Annotated in this window: 16 protein-coding genes and 1 riboswitch; of the genes, 13 read left to right on the top strand and 3 right to left on the bottom strand. The window is 67.5% G+C overall.

Annotation, left to right across the window (positions count from 1 at the left end; genetic code table 11):
* Positions 1-124: 124 nt before the first annotated feature.
* The 5 genes from ACVWZ7_RS17715 to ACVWZ7_RS17695 all read left to right on the top strand — a co-directional run bounded on the left by ACVWZ7_RS17715 (position 125) and on the right by ACVWZ7_RS17695 (position 6,407).
* Positions 125-3,925, top strand: a complete 3,801-nt coding sequence (locus ACVWZ7_RS17715; protein WP_456508607.1) for a multifunctional oxoglutarate decarboxylase/oxoglutarate dehydrogenase thiamine pyrophosphate-binding subunit/dihydrolipoyllysine-residue succinyltransferase subunit — start codon at positions 125-127, stop codon at positions 3,923-3,925.
* 111 nt (positions 3,926-4,036) lie between these two features.
* A complete protein-coding gene (locus ACVWZ7_RS17710) occupies positions 4,037-4,636 on the top strand; it encodes a GDSL-type esterase/lipase family protein (protein WP_091249367.1) in 600 nt (199 codons plus the stop codon).
* 126 nt (positions 4,637-4,762) lie between these two features.
* Complete coding sequence (locus tag ACVWZ7_RS17705; RefSeq protein ID WP_456508606.1) at positions 4,763-5,590, top strand: DUF4097 family beta strand repeat-containing protein; 828 nt, start codon at positions 4,763-4,765, stop codon at positions 5,588-5,590.
* Complete coding sequence (locus ACVWZ7_RS17700; RefSeq protein ID WP_456508605.1) at positions 5,590-6,225, top strand: PadR family transcriptional regulator; 636 nt, start codon at positions 5,590-5,592, stop codon at positions 6,223-6,225. Before ACVWZ7_RS17705 ends, ACVWZ7_RS17700 begins: the two co-directional genes overlap by 1 nt.
* Before the next feature lie 107 nt (positions 6,226-6,332).
* Positions 6,333-6,407, top strand: coding sequence for a 50S ribosomal protein bL37 (locus ACVWZ7_RS17695; RefSeq protein ID WP_369299106.1), 75 nt, complete (start codon positions 6,333-6,335; stop codon positions 6,405-6,407).
* 90 nt (positions 6,408-6,497) lie between these two features.
* Here the strand turns inward: ACVWZ7_RS17695 and rsrA are convergent, their stop codons facing one another.
* Both rsrA and ACVWZ7_RS17685 read right to left on the bottom strand, forming a co-directional pair.
* A complete protein-coding gene (gene rsrA, locus ACVWZ7_RS17690; RefSeq protein ID WP_116766878.1) occupies positions 6,498-6,758 on the bottom strand; it encodes a mycothiol system anti-sigma-R factor in 261 nt (86 codons plus the stop codon).
* A complete protein-coding gene (locus tag ACVWZ7_RS17685) occupies positions 6,755-7,507 on the bottom strand; it encodes a sigma-70 family RNA polymerase sigma factor (protein ID WP_116766922.1) in 753 nt (250 codons plus the stop codon). Before ACVWZ7_RS17685 ends, rsrA begins: the two co-directional genes overlap by 4 nt.
* Positions 7,508-7,756: 249 nt before the next feature.
* Here ACVWZ7_RS17685 and ACVWZ7_RS17680 point away from each other — a divergent pair, with 249 nt between their 5' ends.
* The 8 genes from ACVWZ7_RS17680 to ACVWZ7_RS17645 all read left to right on the top strand — a co-directional run bounded on the left by ACVWZ7_RS17680 (position 7,757) and on the right by ACVWZ7_RS17645 (position 16,574).
* Positions 7,757-8,305 (top strand): DoxX family protein, encoded by a 549-nt coding sequence (locus tag ACVWZ7_RS17680; RefSeq protein WP_456508604.1) that lies wholly within the window; start codon positions 7,757-7,759, stop codon positions 8,303-8,305.
* Between the two features lie 7 nt (positions 8,306-8,312).
* Positions 8,313-9,731 (top strand): 3-phosphoshikimate 1-carboxyvinyltransferase, encoded by a 1,419-nt coding sequence (aroA, locus tag ACVWZ7_RS17675; protein WP_456508603.1) that lies wholly within the window; start codon positions 8,313-8,315, stop codon positions 9,729-9,731.
* Positions 9,715-10,830: a ribosome small subunit-dependent GTPase A gene (rsgA, locus tag ACVWZ7_RS17670; RefSeq protein WP_456508602.1), complete on the top strand. Its 1,116-nt coding sequence runs from the start codon at positions 9,715-9,717 to the stop codon at positions 10,828-10,830. The genes aroA and rsgA overlap by 17 nt, the downstream gene beginning before the upstream one ends.
* 76 nt (positions 10,831-10,906) lie before the next feature.
* Positions 10,907-11,719: a histidinol-phosphatase gene (gene hisN / locus ACVWZ7_RS17665; protein ID WP_091249348.1), complete on the top strand. Its 813-nt coding sequence runs from the start codon at positions 10,907-10,909 to the stop codon at positions 11,717-11,719.
* A gap of 172 nt (positions 11,720-11,891) precedes the next feature.
* Positions 11,892-12,005, top strand: a riboswitch (SAM riboswitch).
* 34 nt (positions 12,006-12,039) lie between these two features.
* A complete protein-coding gene (locus ACVWZ7_RS17660; protein WP_456508601.1) occupies positions 12,040-13,470 on the top strand; it encodes an aminotransferase class V-fold PLP-dependent enzyme in 1,431 nt (476 codons plus the stop codon).
* Between the two features lie 160 nt (positions 13,471-13,630).
* Positions 13,631-14,404, top strand: a complete 774-nt coding sequence (locus ACVWZ7_RS17655; protein ID WP_344367401.1) for a class I SAM-dependent methyltransferase — start codon at positions 13,631-13,633, stop codon at positions 14,402-14,404.
* A gap of 153 nt (positions 14,405-14,557) precedes the next feature.
* Positions 14,558-15,844, top strand: coding sequence for an Nramp family divalent metal transporter (locus tag ACVWZ7_RS17650; protein WP_456508600.1), 1,287 nt, complete (start codon positions 14,558-14,560; stop codon positions 15,842-15,844).
* A gap of 16 nt (positions 15,845-15,860) precedes the next feature.
* Positions 15,861-16,574 (top strand): metal-dependent transcriptional regulator, encoded by a 714-nt coding sequence (locus ACVWZ7_RS17645; RefSeq protein ID WP_116766871.1) that lies wholly within the window; start codon positions 15,861-15,863, stop codon positions 16,572-16,574.
* Here the strand turns inward: ACVWZ7_RS17645 and ACVWZ7_RS17640 are convergent.
* Positions 16,571-17,887 (bottom strand): MFS transporter, encoded by a 1,317-nt coding sequence (locus ACVWZ7_RS17640; protein WP_456509142.1) that lies wholly within the window; start codon positions 17,885-17,887, stop codon positions 16,571-16,573. The two genes, ACVWZ7_RS17645 and ACVWZ7_RS17640, sit on opposite strands and share 4 nt — an antisense overlap.
* Between the last annotated feature and the right edge of the window lie 130 nt (positions 17,888-18,017).

Below are 18,017 nucleotides of genomic sequence, written 5' to 3'. Positions count from 1 at the left end.
GGCAAGAATCGTCACTAGACTGGCATGGGTCTGGGTTCACTGGACGCAGAGACTGGCTCGATCGTTGTGCCGAAGCACCGTGGAAGCCAGAGGGAATCAAACTCATGGAAGAGGCGTATTTCAAGTGCCAGAGCAGCCTAGCCACCGTCTACCAGAGGAATTTGGCGGAAACGAGTGGCTCGTTGACGAACTGTACGAGCGTTACCAGCAGGACAAGAACACGGTCGACGCCAAGTGGTGGCCCCTGTTCGAATCCTTTGCAGCTAGTGACGCCTCTTCCGCCAACGGAACGTCCGGCACAGCAGTCGCTGTGCATCCTGCCACCCGTGAACTTCCCGTTGTAGCGCCTGCTGCCGCAGCGCCGGCAGCAGCTGCGCCCTCCGCACCTGCGCCCGCCGCGCCCGCAGCCCCCGCTCCGGCCCCCGCAGCCAAGAAAGCCCCGGCCACCGTCGCCCGGGACGGCTCCAAGACCTCCGACGCCGGCCCCGGCACCGCACCGATCCCGGCACAGCTGCCCAAGAACGTCAAAGCTCCGACGGCGCCGGAAGAGGACGTCGTCTCCGTCCTGCGCGGCCCGGCCAAGGCCATCGCGTCGAACATGGTCACCAGCCTGGAAGTGCCGACCGCCACGAGCGTCCGCGCCATCCCGGCCAAGCTGCTGATCGACAACCGCGTGGTCATCAACTCCAACCTGGCCCGCGCCCGCGGCGGCAAGGTCTCCTTCACGCACCTGATCGGCTACGCCGTCATCCGCGCCCTGTCCCAGTTCCCCTCGATGAACGTCTACTACGACGAGATCGACGGCAAGCCGGTGGCTGTCCAGCCGGCGCACGTGAACTTCGGCATCGCGATCGACATGCCCAAGCCTGACGGCACCCGACTGCTCATGGTGCCGAACATCAAGAAGGCGGAGACCCTCAACTTCTCCGAGTTCTGGCACACCTACGAGGACCTGATCAAGCGCGCCCGCAACGGCAAGCTGACCGCGGACGACCACTCCGGCACCACCGTGTCCCTGACCAACCCCGGCGGCATCGGCACCGTGCACTCGGTGCCCCGCCTCTCCAAGGGCCAGGCCGCCATCATCGGCGTCGGCGCACTGGACTACCCGGCCGAGTTCCAGGGCGCCAGCGAGAAGATCATCGCGCAGAACGCCATCAGCAAGGTCCTCACCCTGACCTCCACCTATGACCACCGCGTCATCCAGGGTGCCGGCAGCGGCGAGTTCCTCAAGCTTGTGCACCAGCTCCTGCTGGGTGCGCAGAACTTCTACGACGAAATCTTCGAGTCCCTGCGCATCCCGTACGAGCCCGTGCGCTGGAGCCCGGACCTGCAGGTAGACCCTGCCGACGAGATCAACAAGGTCGCCCGGATCCAGCAGCTGATCCACGCCTACCGCGTGCGCGGCCACCTCATGGCGGACACCGATCCGCTTGAGTACGTCCAGCGCAAGCACCCGGACCTCGACGTCCTGACCTACGGCCTGACCCTGTGGGACCTGGACCGCGAATGGCCCACCGGCGGCTTCGGCGGCAAGCCGATGCTGAAGTTCCGGGACATCCTCGGCGTCCTCCGCGACGCTTACTGCCGCACCGCCGGCATCGAGTACATGCACATCCAGGACCCGGCCGAGCGCAAATGGTTCCAGGACCAGATCGAGCACCCGTACTCGAAGCCGAGCCGCGACGAGCAGCTGCGCATCGTCTCCAAGCTCAACGCCGCCGAGGCCTTTGAGACGTTCCTGCAGACGAAGTTCGTCGGCCAGAAGCGCTTCTCGCTGGAAGGCGGTGAGTCCCTGATTCCGCTGCTGGACGCCATCATCTCTGACGCCGCCGACGACGAACTCGACGAAGTGGCGATCGGCATGGCCCACCGCGGCCGGCTCAACGTGCTCACCAACATCGCCGGCAAGACCTACGCCCAGGTCTTCCGTGAATTCGAAGGCACGCAGGACCCCCGCTCGGTCCAGGGTTCCGGGGACGTGAAGTACCACCTCGGCACCGAGGGCACCTTCACCTCGGACAACGGCAAGGAGACCAAGGTCTACCTCGCCGCGAACCCCTCGCACCTCGAGGCCGTCGACTCGGTCCTTGAAGGCATCGTCCGCGCCAAGCAGGACCGCCTGGACCAGGGCGAGGCATTCCCCGTGCTCCCGATCATGGTCCACGGTGACGCCGCTTTCGCCGGCCAGGGCGTAGTGGCCGAAACCCTGAACCTCTCCCAGCTGCGCGGCTACCGCACCGGCGGAACCATCCACATCGTGGTCAACAACCAGGTCGGCTTCACCACCGCCCCGTCGTCCTCGCGGTCTTCCACCTACTCCACGGACGTCGCCAAGATGATCCAGGCGCCGGTGTTCCACGTGAACGGCGATGACCCCGAAGCCGTTGTCCGCATCGGCCAGCTCGCCTACGAGTTCCGCCAGCGGTTCCACAAGGACGTTGTCATCGACATGGTGTGCTACCGCCGCCGCGGCCACAACGAGGGCGACGACCCCTCGATGACCCAGCCGCTGATGTACAACCTGATCGAAGCCAAGCGTTCGGTCCGCAAGCTGTACACCGAATCGCTGATCGGCCGCGGTGACATCACCGAGGAAGAAGCCGAGCAGCTGCTGCGCGACTACCAGGAACGCCTGGAACGCGTCTTCGCAGAGACCCACGCCGCCCAGACGTCCCCGATCCCGATCATCACGGCCGATTCCGCCGCGGTGTCCGATCTCGAACGCCCCATGGCCCAGCAGTCCGATTCCGGCGTGAGCACCCCGACGTCCACCGCGATCTCCGCGCATACCCTGGCCCGCATCGGCAAGGCCCACACCGAGATCCCGGAGGGCTTCACCGTCCACGCCAAGCTCAAGCAGTTGCTGGAGAAGCGCGAGGCCATGTCCCGTGAAGGCGGCATCGACTGGGGCTTCGGCGAGCTCGCCGCGTTCGGCTCGCTCATCATGGAAGGCGTCCCGGTCCGGCTCGCCGGCCAGGACTCGCGCCGCGGCACCTTCGTGCAGCGTCACGCCGTCTTCCACGATCGCGCCAACGGCGACGAGTGGCTGCCCCTGGCCCACCTGTCCGAGGACCAGGCCAAGCTGTGGATCTACGACTCCCTGCTCTCCGAATACGCGGCTATGGGCTTCGAGTACGGCTACTCCGTGGAGCGCCCGGATGCCCTGGTGCTCTGGGAGGCCCAGTTCGGTGACTTCGTCAACGGTGCGCAGACCATCATCGATGAGTTCATCTCCTCCGCCGAGCAGAAGTGGGGCCAGCGGTCCTCGCTGGTTCTGATGCTGCCGCACGGCTACGAGGGCCAGGGCCCGGACCACTCCTCGGCCCGGATCGAGCGTTTCCTGCAGATGTGCGCGGAAGAGAACATGATCGTGGCTAACCCCACGACGTCGGCCTCGCACTTCCACCTGCTGCGCCGCCAGGCGTACAGCAGGCCCCGCAAGCCGCTGATCATCTTCACGCCGAAGCAGCTGCTGCGTCTCAAGGCGGCGGCGTCCTCCGTGGAGGACTTCACCACCGGCTCGTTCCGTCCGGTCATCCCGGAGCACGAGCAACTGCAGGCGGACGCCGTCGAACGCGTCCTGCTGGTCTCCGGACGCCTGTACTACGATCTGCTGTCCACCCGGCAGAAGACCGGGAACAAGACCACGGCAATCGTGCGCGTCGAGCAGCTTTACCCGCTGCCGGCCGCCGAGATCGCCGCGGAGCTGGCCAAGTACCCCAACGCCGAAGTGGTCTGGGCCCAGGACGAACCCGCGAACCAGGGTCCGTGGCCGTTCATCGGCCTGAACCTGCCGGACGCCCTGGACCGCCGGGTCCGCCTCATTTCGCGCCCCGCCTCGGCTTCCACCGCCGCAGGGTCGATGAAGCGCCACGCGGCCGAGCAGGACACCCTGCTCAAGCAGGCATTCGCGCGTAAATAGCGTCATTGCTGCCCGGCCGGAGACTGAAACACAACACTCCGGCCGGGCAGCTCTGTTTAATGGACTGTTAGTGGTCAGCTTGATGGACAGCGTTGAAGTGAAGAGGTAGTCGTGGAAGATCGGAAGCTGCGGATCGCAGCCGTTGGGGACGAGCTGTTGGCCGGGCTCGGTGATCCGCGGGCTCTGGGCTGGTTGGGCCGGGTGCTGGCCCGGACCCCGCAGGACAGCGTCGCCCTGGAGTGCTACCCCCTGCCATGCCCGGAAGAGGGCACCGAAGGAATTGCCGCGCGCTGGCTCGAGGAGGCGGGCCGCCGCTTCGGCAACCACCACGAAAACCGCCTGGTGATCGGCCTATCCGGGCGCGACATCGAATTCGGCTTGTCCACGGCCCGCAGCCGGCTGAACCTCGCCAACATCCTGGACTCCGCCTCGCAGAACAAGATCGAGGTCTTCGTCGTGGGGCCGCCGCCCACCCTCGACCCCGCGCAGAACCGCCGGCTCGGTGAACTCAACACGGCGTTCGCCGACGTCACCACGCGCCGCAAGCACCTCTACGTGGATACCTTCTCGCCGCTCCTGAACCACGAACAATGGCGCCAGGACCTCGCAGCCAACGGCGGCACGCCCGGCCAGGCCGGCTACGGACTCATGGCGTGGCTGGTGCTGCACCGCGGCTGGTTCCAATGGCTCGGCATCGAGGCGCCGGAGTAGCCCGGCCGGCTCTCCCGGGAATTTCGCGATATATCTTGACCCGCCGGAAAGCGCGATATATCGTGACTTCATAGTCGCGATATATCGTTAGTTGTCCAGCCGCTTTTCGCATTTTCCGGAGGAACCATGTCAGAGAACACGTGGACCGTGACAGGCCCGCAGACCATCGACGTCGACGGCGTCCGCTCGCTAAAGCTCGGCATCGTCCGCGGCCGCTTCGACATCGTCACCCATGACGAAGACGTGGCCAGGATCGAAGTCTCCGAAATCACCGGCGACCCGCTCACCATCTCCGTCATCGACGGCCGCCTGGAAGTCCGCCACCAGCTCCACGGCCCGCAGGGCTGGTTCAAAAACCTCATGGGGACCGTCAACAACCACAGCAGCAACTCGGTCGTCATCAGCATCGCCCTGCCCGCCGGCGTCGAGGTGGAGGCCGGAACGGTCAGCGGCGACGGCATGGTCTCCGGGACCAGCGGGCACGCCCGGCTCAACACGGTCTCGGGGTCCGTGCTGGCCGACGGCACGTCCGGGGACCTCTCCGTCAACACGGTCAGCGGCGAAGTGATCGCCCGCAACCACCGCGGCGTCCTGACCGCCAAGAGCGTCTCCGGCGAGGTAACGGCCTCGGGCCATTTCAGCCACATCCGCGCGAACACCGTCAGCGGCGACCTGAGCTTCGACCTCCACGGTTTCACCCAGGATTTCGGCGCCAATTCGGTCTCCGGTGACGTCACCATCCGGCTGCCGCACGACGTCGGCGTGGACATCATCGCCAAATCCGCCAGCGGAGCAGTGGTCATTAACGACCTGAGGTATTCTCAGCCCAACGGCACGGTGCAGACCATTGCGGGCCCGGACGCCAAGCTGATGCTGGTCCGCACCAACTCGGTCTCGGGAAAGACATCGATTTTCCACGGCCACCCCACCGCGGACACCGAACCGGTGCTCTGATGCCTCCCGTCTTCGCCCACGGAGCACTCCGGCTGTACCTGCTCGCCCTGCTCGAATCAGGACCCAAGCACGGCTACGAGCTCATCAAGGCCCTCAGCGAGCGGTTCGGCGGCACCTACTCCCCCAGCGCCGGAACCATCTACCCGCGCCTGGGCAAGCTCGAGGAGGAAGGGCTTGTGGCCACCCACACGGAAGGCCGCCGCACCAACTACAGCATCACCCCGGCGGGGCTCAGGGAACTGAATAGCCGCCGGGACGAGCTCGCCGGCGTCGAAAACGACATCTCGGCCTCGGTCCGCCGGCTCGCCGACAACCTGCGCCAGGACATCCGCGTCAACATGCGCGGCCTCCGGGCCGATCTCGCGGCAACGGCGGAGGCGGCGCGCACCTCGGCCCGTGCCGCAGGGACGGCGGCCGGGACGGGCTCTGCCGGCGTCGCGGGCACGCGGTACTCACCGGAGGGGGAACGGCGGCTGAAGGAGGCCGAATTGCTCGTCCAGGCCTTCCGCGACGACATGCGGGTGGAACTGCGGCGCCACGCCGGGAGCCACCCCGTCACCGCCGTCACGCTCGAAACCGTCAGGACAGTGCTGGATCAGGCCCGGATCTCGATCCGCAACTCACTCGAGGCATGAGCCCGGTCGCTGAGGTCGCCGTGCGGGGCCGCCGGTTCGCGGCGGGTGCCGTGATGTGGGAGACTTGAGGGCAGCTCTTTTGAGTACCAAGATTAAGGAGGCCAGCTATGAGCAAGCGTGCACGTAAACGTCGTGACCGTAAGCGTGGCGGCGCGAACCACGGTAAGCGCCCCAACACCTAAGCCACGGCTAGGATTGAATGCTTTAAGCGAAAGACCCCGGACACCTCACGGTTCCGGGGTCTTTCGCTTTGGGGTCCTTCGCTGTGCGGCTTAGGCTTCCACGGTCCGGATGGAGTGGATCCGGTCCAGGATGGAGTTCTTGAGGTTCTCCGGAGCCGCTTCGGTGCACGAACGCTTGACCATCACGCGGATGACACATTCGAGGTCGTACTGCTCCAGGCACTCCGGGCAACTGTCCAGGTGGTCCTTGATCTCTGCGATGTCTTTATGCGTGAGCGCACCATCCAGATATTCATAGATACGTTGCATCCGGGCGTCGTCGCAATCGCCCAGTCCCTGGCAGTCGCTCATTTCCTGTTCTCCTGTTTGTTGCTGTCGGCCGCGCTGGTTGACTCGGTGGCGGCCCTGAATCCCCGCTCGGCGGCATAGTCCGCAAGCATGTCCCGCAGCATCTTCCGGCCGCGGTGCAGCCGGGACATGACGGTCCCGATGGGGGTGTTCATGATGTCTGAAATTTCCTTGTACGCGAAGCCCTCGACGTCGGCGAAGTACACAGCCAGCCGGAATTCCTCGGGAATCGACTGGAGGGCGCGCTTCACATCGGAATCGGGCAGGTGGTCAAGCGCCTCGGCTTCAGCCGAACGCAGTCCCGAGGACGTATGCGACTCTGCGCGGGCCAGCTGCCAGTCCTCGATCGTGTCCGAATTCGACTGCAGGGGCTCGCGCTGACGCTTCCGGTACAGGTTGATGTAGGTGTTGGTGAGGATGCGGTACAGCCAGGCTTTCAGGTTGGTGCCGGGCTTGTACTGGTGGAAGGCCGAGAACGCCTTCGTGTACGCCTCCTGGACCAGGTCCTCGGCGTCCGAGGGATTCCGGGCCATCCTCATGGCCGCGGAATACAACTGGTCCACGTACTGCATGGCGTCGCGTTCAAAGCGCGCCCGGCGCTCTTCCGCGGACTCGGTGGAGACGTCCAGCGGCTTGCCGTCCACCTCGGTTTCCAGGGCGGCGGCCGCACTGGCATCAGGTGTGGGGGTGGGCGTGGCGTCGTTTCCGGCAACCTCGTGCATGGCCGTAACGGCCGGGTCCATGGTGCTCATTGCGTCCAAGTCTACTGTCACGTTCCGCCGGGCACCCGGAACTCCCGGAAGCGCGACGGTCCACGGCTGCCCGGAACGGGCTTCCAGTTCCGTTCTGTCCAACACTTGCGTCAAATCTCCGCCTTCCTGAGCCGTGCTTAAACCTGCCTTTCACAACCACGTCCGGCAGGCAAATATTCCGCAAAAGTGCAAGACTAGAACCGGTTCTCCCGCAGTGAATCCGCAGTTCGTCCATCCAGGAGGAAATTCATGTCGATTGTCCGCTTTCTCGCCCGGCCCATGCTCGCCTCCAGTTTCGTCCTCGCCGGCGTGCACAAGCTCAAGAATGCGGATGACACTGCGGCACAGCTGTCTCCCCTGCTGCGGCGCACCGCCGACGCACTGCCGTTCCAGGTCAATGAGAAGGTCCTGGCGCGCGCGATTGGCGGAACCCAGGTCGGCGCCGGCGTCTGCTTCGCCCTTGGCAAGTCCGCCCGGCTGGCAGCCACCGTCTTGGCCGTCATTTCGGCCCTCAACAGCTACGTGGAATGGCGCAGCGCGGACATCTCCTCAAAGGAAGCCCGCGACGCCCGCCGCAAGCAGCTCCTGAAAAACGTTTCCCTGACCGGCGGCGCGCTGCTCGCTGCCGTCGACACCGCCGGCAAGCCCAGCCTGGCGTGGCGCGCCGGCACCTTCGCCGCGGACGCGAAGAAGAACGCGAGCCACTTCGCGGCCGATGCCAAGAAGACCACCAACAAGCGGCTGAAGAAGGCCGACAAAGTGGTCCGCAACGCCGTCGACCACAAGGCCGGGGCCTAAGACGGTAATGACTGGCACCACCCCCTCTGCAGCTACCCCCTCCCGCTCAGCCGGCCGCCATGCTGCCGACGCCGCTCCGCACTGGCCCGCGCCGTTCGCGGCACGGCCGGTCGACGCCACCGTCACCGTTCCGGGTTCCAAGTCCCTGACCAACCGGTACCTCGTGCTCGCGGCCCTCGCGGACGGGCCGTCCCGCCTGCGGGCGCCCCTGCACTCCAGGGATTCAGCGCTGATGATTGCGGCCCTGCGGCAACTGGGGGCCACCGTGACGGAAGTTCCCGGCGACGGCGCGTTCGGGCCCGACCTGGAAATCATCCCGATCAGCCTGGACGCCGCCGCGGCGGAAACGGCGATCGACTGCGGCCTGGCCGGCACGGTCATGCGCTTTGTGCCGCCGGTGGCCGCGCTTCGCCGCGGAGAGTCACATTTCGACGGAGACCCGCACGCCCGCAAACGGCCGATGGGCACCATCATCGAGGCACTGGCAGGCCTGGGCGTGGCGGTCAGCGCGCCAGACGGCGGTCCGGCGTCGTCGCTGCCCTTCACCGTGAAGGGCACGGGTGAAGTGCGCGGCGGCCACCTCGTCATCGACGCCAGTGCATCGTCCCAGTTCGTCTCCGCCCTGTTGCTGGCCGGCGCCCGCTTCACCGAGGGGCTCCATCTGGAACACCAGAGCAGGGAATATGCAGGCAAGCCCGTGCCGAGCCTGGACCACATCAACATGACGGTGGCCGTGCTGCGCGGAGTGGGCGTCACGGTAGATGACTCGGTACCGAACCACTGGGTGGTCTCCCCCGGCCCGATCCGCGCGTTCGACCAGCGGATCGAGCAGGACCTCTCCAACGCCGGCCCGTTCCTCGCGGCGGCCCTCGCCACCGGCGGCACCGTGCGGATCCCCAACTGGCCCGCCGGGACCACGCAGGTCGGTGACCTCTGGCGCGGCATCCTGACCGCAATGGGCGCGACCGTGACGCTCGACGCCGGCACCCTGACCGTCACCGGCGGACGCGAAATCAAGGGCGGCGACTTCGACGAAACCAGCGAACTCGCCCCCACCGTCGCCGCGCTCTGCGCCCTCGCCACCGGCCCCTCCCGGCTGAGCGGCATCGCGCACCTCCGCGGTCACGAAACAGACCGGCTCGCCGCCCTCGTCGCCGAGATCAGCCGCCTCGGGGGCGATGCCGAGGAAACAACGGATGGACTCATCATCCGGCCCGCCAAGCTGCACGGCGGCGTCGTGCACAGCTACGCAGACCACCGCATGGCCACGGCCGGCGCCATCCTCGGCCTGGCCGTGCCAGGCGTCGAGGTCGAGGACATCGCGACCACGGCCAAGACGATGCCCGACTTCCCACGGCTCTGGGAAGCCATGCTGGCGCAGGGACCCACCACGGACGAGGACGGCGCCGGTGGCACGCAGCACTGATTCCTGGGACGAGTCCGATGTCCGGATCCGTCCGAACAAGAAGGGCTCCCGGCCCCGCACCAAGGACCGGCCCAGCTACGACGACGCCGTCACGGGCCGCATCATCACCGTTGACCGCGGCCGCTACACCGCCGTCGTCGGCGAAGGCACCCCCGGGGAACGCAAGATCATCGCCGCGCGGGCCCGGGAACTGCGCCGCAATCCCGTGGTGGCCGGCGACTTCGTCTCCCTCGTCGGGGACGTTACCGGTGAACCTGACACCCTCGCCCGGCTGGTGAAGATCCTGGACCGCAAGACGCTGCTGCGCCGCAGTGCCGATGACACGGACCCGATCGAACGGGCCGTTGTGGCCAACGCCGACCAGCTCGTGGTGGTGGTGGCGGCGGCCAATCCCGAGCCCCGGACCGGTTTCATCGACCGCGCGCTCGTGGCCGCGTACGACGCCGGCATTGAGCCGCTGCTGCTCGTCACCAAGGCCGACGTCAAGGATCCCGCCGAGCTGTTGTCCAATTACACGCACCTCGACTTCCCCGTCATCATCTCCAAGACGGCGGACTCCGCCGCATCAGGCATCGACGCCCGCTCCGACGACGGCCTTTCGGCCCGGCTCGACAAGGACGCCGTCTCCCGGCTCCGCGGCTACCTCGACGGCAAGGTCACCGTCATGCTGGGCCATTCCGGCGTCGGCAAATCCACCATGGTCAACGCACTGACCGGGGCCGAACGTGCCACCGGAGGCGTCAACGCGGTGACCGGCCGCGGCCGCCATACGTCTTCCTCCGCGCTGGCGCTAAAAGTCAACGATGCCCCGGCCGGCAGCTGGATCATCGACACCCCCGGCATCCGGTCCTTCGGGCTGGCCCACGTGGATCCGGACCGGATCCTGAGGTCCTTCCCGGACCTGGAACCGGGCACGGACGATTGCGAACGCGGCTGCAAGCACGACTCCACCGCCGTCAACTGCGGCGTCGATGCATGGGTTGCGGCCGGGCATGCGGGTCCCTCCGGGCCGGCAAGGCTGGCCTCCCTGCGCCGGCTGCTGGGCACAGACCCGCGGATGGAAGCGCAGGACACCAAGGAACTCGGCACTGTGTCCTAATCCGGCCCCTCACCGGCCCGCGGCGCAGCACCGCGGCCTCCCGGCGGCCCGCCCGCTTAGACGGTAGTTTGGAACCATGAGCCAAACCGATTCGAGCTACAACGATGACCTGCGCCTTGCCCATGTCCTGGCAGATTCCGTCGATTCCCAGACCATGAGCCGCTTCAAGGCGCTGGACCTTCGGATCGAGACGAAGCCCGACCTCACCCCGGTCACCGACGCCGACAAATCCGCCGAAGAGGCCATCCGCGGCCAGCTCTCCCGCTCCCGGCCGCGCGACGCGGTCCTGGGCGAGGAATTCGGCAGCTCGGGCCACGGCTCCCGGCGCTGGATCATTGACCCGATCGACGGCACCAAGAACTTCGTCCGCGGCGTCCCGGTCTGGGCCACCCTGATCGCCCTCGTTGACGAGGGCGAACCGGTGGTCGGCGTCGTCAGCGCGCCGGCCCTGGGCAAGCGCTGGTGGGCGGCCAAGGGCGCGGGCGCCTACACCGGCCGCTCCCTGGCCTCCGCCACCCGGCTGAAGGTGTCCAACGTTTCCAAGCTCGAGGACGCGTCGCTGTCCTACTCCAGCCTCGGCGGCTGGAAGGAACGCGGAAACCTGGACGAGTTCCTGGGCCTCACCGAGGAAGTGTGGCGCACCCGCGCCTATGGTGATTTCTGGTCCTACTGCCTCGTGGCCGAGGGTGCGGTGGATATCGCCTGCGAACCCGAACTGAACCTCTACGACATGGCCGCCCTCGTGCCGATCGTCACCGAAGCCGGCGGCCGCTTCACCTCGCTCGAGGGCGAGGACGGCCCCTTCGGTGGCAACGCCCTGGCCACCAACTCGATCCTCCACTCAGAAGTGCTCAAGCGGCTCAACCCCGGACTTGACGACCTCCTCTAGGATCGTCCGACCTTTCTCAACAATCGAACAAACGACGGCGGCGGCCCCCATTCCGGGGCCGCCACCGTCGTTTCTTCGGCCGACGTGCGCATTGCAGCGCGCACGTAACAAAACGCTTCACATTCGGAGGCCGCCTTTTCCCCGGCTGCACCGATGTCCTACGCTCGATGCAGGTCACGAGTGCCAGCGCTAAACCCCGGTTTGCTGGCCGGCAACCCTCCAGTCGCGGTGGGGTGCCCCGGGTGACGACCTGGCCGGTCCGGAACGGACCCGGCAAGCGCGGATTCCCACGATGTGGGGTCCTGTTCGAGTGAGGTCCCATGACAACTGCCATTTTCCCCGCCGCCCGCGAAGTCGACGCACGGTTTGCCGCCGCCGCACGCCCGCTCGCCGCCGTCACGGGCGCCGAGATCCAGTCCCCGCTGATCAAGGGCGGCCACGCCCGCTACGCCAACCTCGATTACGGCGCCTCCGCCCCGGCCCTGTCCGTTGTCTCGGCCTACCTGAACGAAATCCTGCCGTACTACGCCAGCGTCCACCGCGGCGCCGGCTACGCCTCCCAGATCAGCACCTCGGTCTACGAGAACGCCCGGGACATCGTGCGGGACTTCGTGGGCGGCCGGCCGGACGATTCCGTCATCTTCACCCGCAACACCACCGATTCCCTGAACCTGCTGGCCGGGTGCCTGCCGTTGCAGGACGGCCGGCCCGCCGGCGAGGTCATCTACCTCGACATCGAACACCACGCGAACCTCCTGCCCTGGCAGAACGTCCCGCACCGCAGCGTCGTGGCCGCGCCCACCCTCGCGGCCACCATCGACCGCTTGCGGGACGAGCTCGCACGCGGCGGTGTGAGCCTGCTGGCCGTTACCGGCGCCTCCAATGTCACCGGCGAGATCCTGCCGATCCGCGCCCTCGCCGCGCTGGCGCACGAGTACGGCGCCAGGATCGTCGTCGACGCAGCGCAGCTGGCGCCGCACCGGCGGATCGATATCGCCGCCGACGACGTCGACTACCTCGCCTTCTCGGGTCACAAGCTCTACGCCCCGTTCGGCACGGGCGTGCTGGTGGGGCGCACGGACTGGCTCGACGCCGGCACCCCGCACCTGGCTGGCGGCGGCGCCGTCCGCGACGCCCGGCTCGACTCCGTCAGCTGGACCACCGGACCGGCCCGGCACGAGGGCGGCTCGCCGAACGTCCTGGGCGCGGCCGCGCTGGCCCGCGCCACCCAAGTGATCGCAGAGCTGGACCCGGCACAGTGGTACGCCCACGAGGACGCCATCCGGTCCTTCCTGGTCGAAGGCCTCCAGCGCATCGAGGGCGTGACCGTACACCAGATCTTCGCCGACTCGTCGTCTGCCGACTCGTCGCTTGCCGACGGTCAGCCGGGCGCAGGCACCATCGGCGTCGTGAACTTCTCCGTGGAGGGCTACGACGCCGGGCTGGTGGCCGCCTACCTGTCGGCCGAACACGGGATCGGCCTGCGCGACGGCCGCTTCTGCGCCCACCCGCTGCTCAAGCGGCTCGGCCTGCCCGCCGGCTCCCTGCGGGCCAGCTTTGGCCTGGGATCCCGACTGGAGGACGCCGAGCGCCTGCTGGCCGGCCTGCGGCAACTGCGGCAAACAGGGCTTGGCTGGGATTACGTGGTGGATGCCGGCCGCTGGGTGCCGGCCAATGACACCCGCAGCTACCCGCACTGGGCGCCGAACACGCCGGGCACTGCCGGCGCCGCGCCCTGCACCCTGGACTAGGCACTGTTTGGACTGGGCACTGCTGACTGGGCACTACTGACCAGGCGCTGGGGATCAGGCGCTGGGGATCAGGCACTGCGCCGGTGCGGTAAATTCGAAAGGTACCTGAACCGGCAGGACCTTCCCCGAAGGAGATCGCACGTTGCACAGCGTGCCCAAAATGCATGGCAGGCCCAAACTGCACGCCGGGCCCAAGCTGCACAGTCAACGGCGCCAGGAACTCGGACAGAGCTTCCAGGACGGCGGAGAGCACTACGACCGCGTCCGCCCGGGCTATCCGCAGGAATCGGCCGACTGGCTGATCCCGGCGGGGGCCAAGGACGCCGCGGACATTGGCGCCGGCACCGGCAAGTTCACCGCCCTCCTTGCCGCACGGGGACTGCACACGGTGGCTGTGGACCCCTCCGCCGACATGCTCGAGCAGCTGCGCCGGGCCCTGCCGGAGGTTACGGCCGTCGAAGGTACCGCGGAGCACACGGGCCTCGAGCCGGGAGCCTTTGATCTCGTCACTGTCGCCCAAGCCTGGCACTGGTGCGATCCCCGCCTGGCCAGCACCGAGATCGCCCGGATCCTCCGGCCACACGGAGTCCTGGGCCTGGTCTGGAACCAGCTGGACACCGCTGTGCCGTGGGTACACCGACTCTCCCGCATCATGCACGCCGGGGATGTCCACAAACCGCACTTCCGGCCGCCCGTGGGCCCCGAGTTCACCGCGTTGGAGAGCCACCTGACCCGATGGGAAGACGCTGTCACCGCGGAGGACATCAAGGAGCTGGCGAAGTCCCGCAGCTACTATCTCGCAGCGTCGGAGGCCACCCGGGCCAAGGTCATGGCCAACCTCGACTGGTACCTGAATGAGCACCTGGGCCATGCCCCCGGCGAGATCCTCCGGCTGCCCTACCTGACGCAGACGTGGCGTGCCATCCGGGCCTGACCCCGGGCCGGATTGCAGGGGAAGGCCATCGGGGCTTATTGTTTCGGTATGCCTAATAATTTCTTGTAGGCTGACAAAACTTTGACGCCGGCCATTTTCCCGCCGGCGCCGGCCGCCGCGTCAACGAGGACGCGCCAATCACGGGAGCTGTCAGTGTTGGACGTAAAGGGACACGAACAACCGCCGCAGGGCGCCCGCACCTATAAACATCCGGGTGCCCACAAGGCGCTGATCGGCCTGCTGGGCCCGGCGTTCGTGGCGTCGATCGCCTACGTCGACCCCGGAAACGTGGCCGCCAACCTGACCGCCGGCGCGAAGTACGGCTACCTTCTGGTGTGGGTCCTGGTGGTCGCCAACATCATGGCCGTCCTGGTCCAGTACCAGTCCGCCAAGCTCGGGGTTGTCACCGGCAAGAGCCTGCCGGAGATCCTGGGCGAGCGGCTCAAGCCGTTCTGGCGCCGCGCCTTCTGGCTGCAGGCCGAAATCGTGGCCGCCGCCACCGACCTCGCCGAGGTAGTGGGCGGCGCAATGGCGCTGTACCTGCTGTTCGGCCTCCCACTCCCCCTGGGCGCCGTGATTGTCGGCGCGGTGTCGATGCTCCTGCTCGCAGTGCAGGCCCGGGAGAAGCAGCGGCCGTTCGAATTCATCATCATGTTCCTGCTCGGCATCATCACCATCGGCTTCCTGGCCGGGCTGATCATCAGCCCGCCCGATCCGAGGGCCGCCCTGGCCGGGCTGATTCCCGGCTTCCAGGGCCCGGACACTGTCCTCCTGGCTGCCAGCATGCTCGGCGCCACCGTCATGCCGCACGCCATCTACGTCCACTCGGCCCTGTCCCGGGACCGGCACCGGCCCGACGAGCACCAGCATGTCCCGCCGTCGGCTGTCGCCCGCCTGGTCCGGGCCACCCGGTTCGACGTCGTGGCCGCGCTGGCCATCGCCGGCATCGTCAACATCGGGATGCTCCTCCTGGCCGCCTCCACTCTCGGCGGCGAGGACGGCACGGACACCATCCAAGGAGCGCACGCCGCCATCTCCGCCAACCTCGGCCCCGTCGTCGGCGTGGTCTTCGCGGTCGGGCTCCTCGCATCGGGCCTGGCGTCCACCTCGGTGGGCTGCTATGCCGGCGGAACCATCATGCAGGGCCTGCTCAAAATCCGGATTCCTGTCATGGCCCGCCGTGTGGTCACCCTGATTCCGGCCGTTGTGCTGCTGGCGGTCGGGTTCGATCCCACGTGGGCACTCATCCTGAGCCAGGTGGTCCTCAGCTTCGGGATTCCCTTTGTCCTGGTCCCTCTGGTGGTCCTGACCAGCAACAAGCCCCTGATGGGCAGGTTTGCCGACGGGTTGGCCCTCCGGATCGCCGCCATCATCAGCGTGGTGCTCGTCGTGGCACTCAACCTGGTCCTGCTCTGGCTCACGTTCTCCGCCCGCGGCTGACGGTAGGCTTGGGTTTGTGAAGACCAGTACGCCCTCCTCCTCGATCGAGGACTACGTCAAGGTCATCTACTCGTTCACCGAATGGCAGCAGAAGCCCATCACCTCCACCCAGCTGGCGCAGCGCCTGGGGGTCGCCAATTCCTCGGTGTCGGAGATGGTCCGCAAGCTCAAGGACCAAGGCCTCGTAGACCACAAGCCTTACAGCGCGGTCACCCTCACCAGCGACGGGGTCCGGCTGGCCCTGTCCATGGTCCGGCGGCACCGGCTGATCGAGACGTTCCTCGTTCAGGAACTCGGGTACCGCTGGGACGAGGTCCACGACGAAGCCGAGCTCCTGGAGCATGCCGTCTCCGACACCTTCATTGACCGGATGGCGGCGAAACTGGGGAACCCTTCCCGGGACCCGCACGGCGATCCCATCCCGGCCGCGGACGGCACCGTATTGATGCCCGCCGCGTTCCGCCTGAGCGAACTCGACGACGGCCACACCGGCCGCATCACCCGGATCAGCGACGAAAACCCGGAACTCCTGCGCTACCTCGCCGCCGAGGACATCGACCTCGACGCCGAAGTGGAGGTTGTGGGGCGGAGGCCGTTCGGCGGCCCGCTCGTGGTCCGGATCGGTTCCGCCGCGGCGCCCCGTGAATTCGATTTCGCCGAGGAAGTCGCCTCGGCACTCTGGGTCCACAGCGACGCCGAGCACGCGGGCTGCAGCGTCCCGGAGCGCTAAGCCGGCTGCCCGTCCGTCACGGGCGGGTTCCGGATCCCGACGGCGGAAATCAGCGCGCCGGCCAGGAACAGCGCCGCTGTCACGGCCATGGTTCGCTGCAGGCCCGCCGTCGTGACCGCCGGTCCCGTGATGACGCCGGCGAACGCGATGGTCAGCAGGCCCGCGATGCGGGCCACCGCGTTGTTCACGGCGGAGCCGATCCCGGCCTCTTCCGGCTCGACGGCGCCCAGGATGGCTGCTGTCAGCGGTGCGACGGTGAGCGACAGGCCGAGGCCGAAGACCAGTAATCCGGCCAGGATCTGGCCGGCATAGTCCAGCGGGATCTCCACGCCCATCATCAGGACGAAGCCGGCGGCGCAGAGCAGGGGTCCTCCCGCCATGAACCAGCGGGAACCGAAGCGTCCGGCGAGGGCGCCCACCCGTGAGGACAGCAGCAGGAGCATCAGCGTCGGCGGCAGCAGGGCGAACCCGGCGGCCGTGGCGCCCAGGCCCGCCACCTGCTGGAGGTAAAGGCCCAGCACAAAGAAGCCCAGCGAGAGCGCGCCGTATATGGCCGTCGTTGCGAGATTGCCCCAGCCAAAATTACGCACGGCGAAGAGCCTCAGCGGCATCATCGGGTACGGGGTCCTTGCCTCGTGCACAAGGAACGCGGCCAGGCCAAGCACCCCGGCAGCCAGCGGCAGCCAGACCTGCGGAGCAGCCCAGCCCTTGCTGCCGGATTCAATGAGGGCGTACACCGTACCGCCCAGCCCTATCACCGCCAGGACCGTTCCGAGCAGATCGATCCGGCTGCCGGGAATCCGCCCGTGGTCAAGACCTCGAAGGCGCCGGAGCACCGGCCACACGGCGATGGCCGGAACCACATTGATGAAGAAAATGACACGCCAGGTGAGCACATCGACCGAAAGGCCGCCTAAGAGAGGCGCGGCAACGATCGCGCCGCTGGTCCAGGCGGACCACCGGCCGATCGCCAGGGCTTGCGCCGGACCGGTGAAGACCGTGACGATCAGGGCGAGCGAGCTCGGCACCAGGAGCGCACCGGCGATGCCCTGCAGTCCGCGGGCGACGATGAGCACCTCGGCGCTCCAAGCGAAGCCGCACAGGACGGACGTGGCGGTGAACCCAGCCAGGCCCCACTGCAGCACCCGGACGCGGCCGAACTGGTCCGACAGCGAACCGGCCACCAGGATCAACGCGCCCAGCGTCAGCAGGTAGGCATCCACCACCCACTGCTGGACGACCAGGCCGCCGCCGAGGTCCCTGCTGATGGCCGGGAGGGCGAGATTGACGACGGACCCGTCCAGGAAGGCCATGAAGGACGCCACGATGGCGACGTAGAGAACGTGCTGCTGTCGGGACACGGCTGCCGCCTTCCTCGCCGTCGGGCCGGGACCTCGACCGCCGGCGGTGTGTCGAGCCTAACACCGGGCCCCTTCGGTGGCT

It is taken from the genome of Arthrobacter sp. TE12232, assembly GCF_054062615.1.
The sequence above is the reverse complement of the archived record's forward strand: the minus strand, read 5'-3'. Positions and strand labels throughout refer to the sequence as shown.

Coding starts and splice junctions, on each gene's coding strand:
- aroA (WP_456508603.1), top strand. CDS start 8,313: ATGACTGGCACCACCCCCTCTGCAGCTACCCCCTCCCGCTCAGCCGGC.
- ACVWZ7_RS17685 (WP_116766922.1), bottom strand. CDS start 7,507: ATGAGCACCATGGACCCGGCCGTTACGGCCATGCACGAGGTTGCCGGA.
- ACVWZ7_RS17640 (WP_456509142.1), bottom strand. CDS start 17,887: ATGGCCTTCCTGGACGGGTCCGTCGTCAATCTCGCCCTCCCGGCCATC.
- ACVWZ7_RS17705 (WP_456508606.1), top strand. CDS start 4,763: ATGTCAGAGAACACGTGGACCGTGACAGGCCCGCAGACCATCGACGTC.
- ACVWZ7_RS17660 (WP_456508601.1), top strand. CDS start 12,040: ATGACAACTGCCATTTTCCCCGCCGCCCGCGAAGTCGACGCACGGTTT.
- hisN (WP_091249348.1), top strand. CDS start 10,907: ATGAGCCAAACCGATTCGAGCTACAACGATGACCTGCGCCTTGCCCAT.
- ACVWZ7_RS17680 (WP_456508604.1), top strand. CDS start 7,757: ATGTCGATTGTCCGCTTTCTCGCCCGGCCCATGCTCGCCTCCAGTTTC.
- ACVWZ7_RS17700 (WP_456508605.1), top strand. CDS start 5,590: ATGCCTCCCGTCTTCGCCCACGGAGCACTCCGGCTGTACCTGCTCGCC.
- rsrA (WP_116766878.1), bottom strand. CDS start 6,758: ATGAGCGACTGCCAGGGACTGGGCGATTGCGACGACGCCCGGATGCAA.
- ACVWZ7_RS17655 (WP_344367401.1), top strand. CDS start 13,631: ATGCATGGCAGGCCCAAACTGCACGCCGGGCCCAAGCTGCACAGTCAA.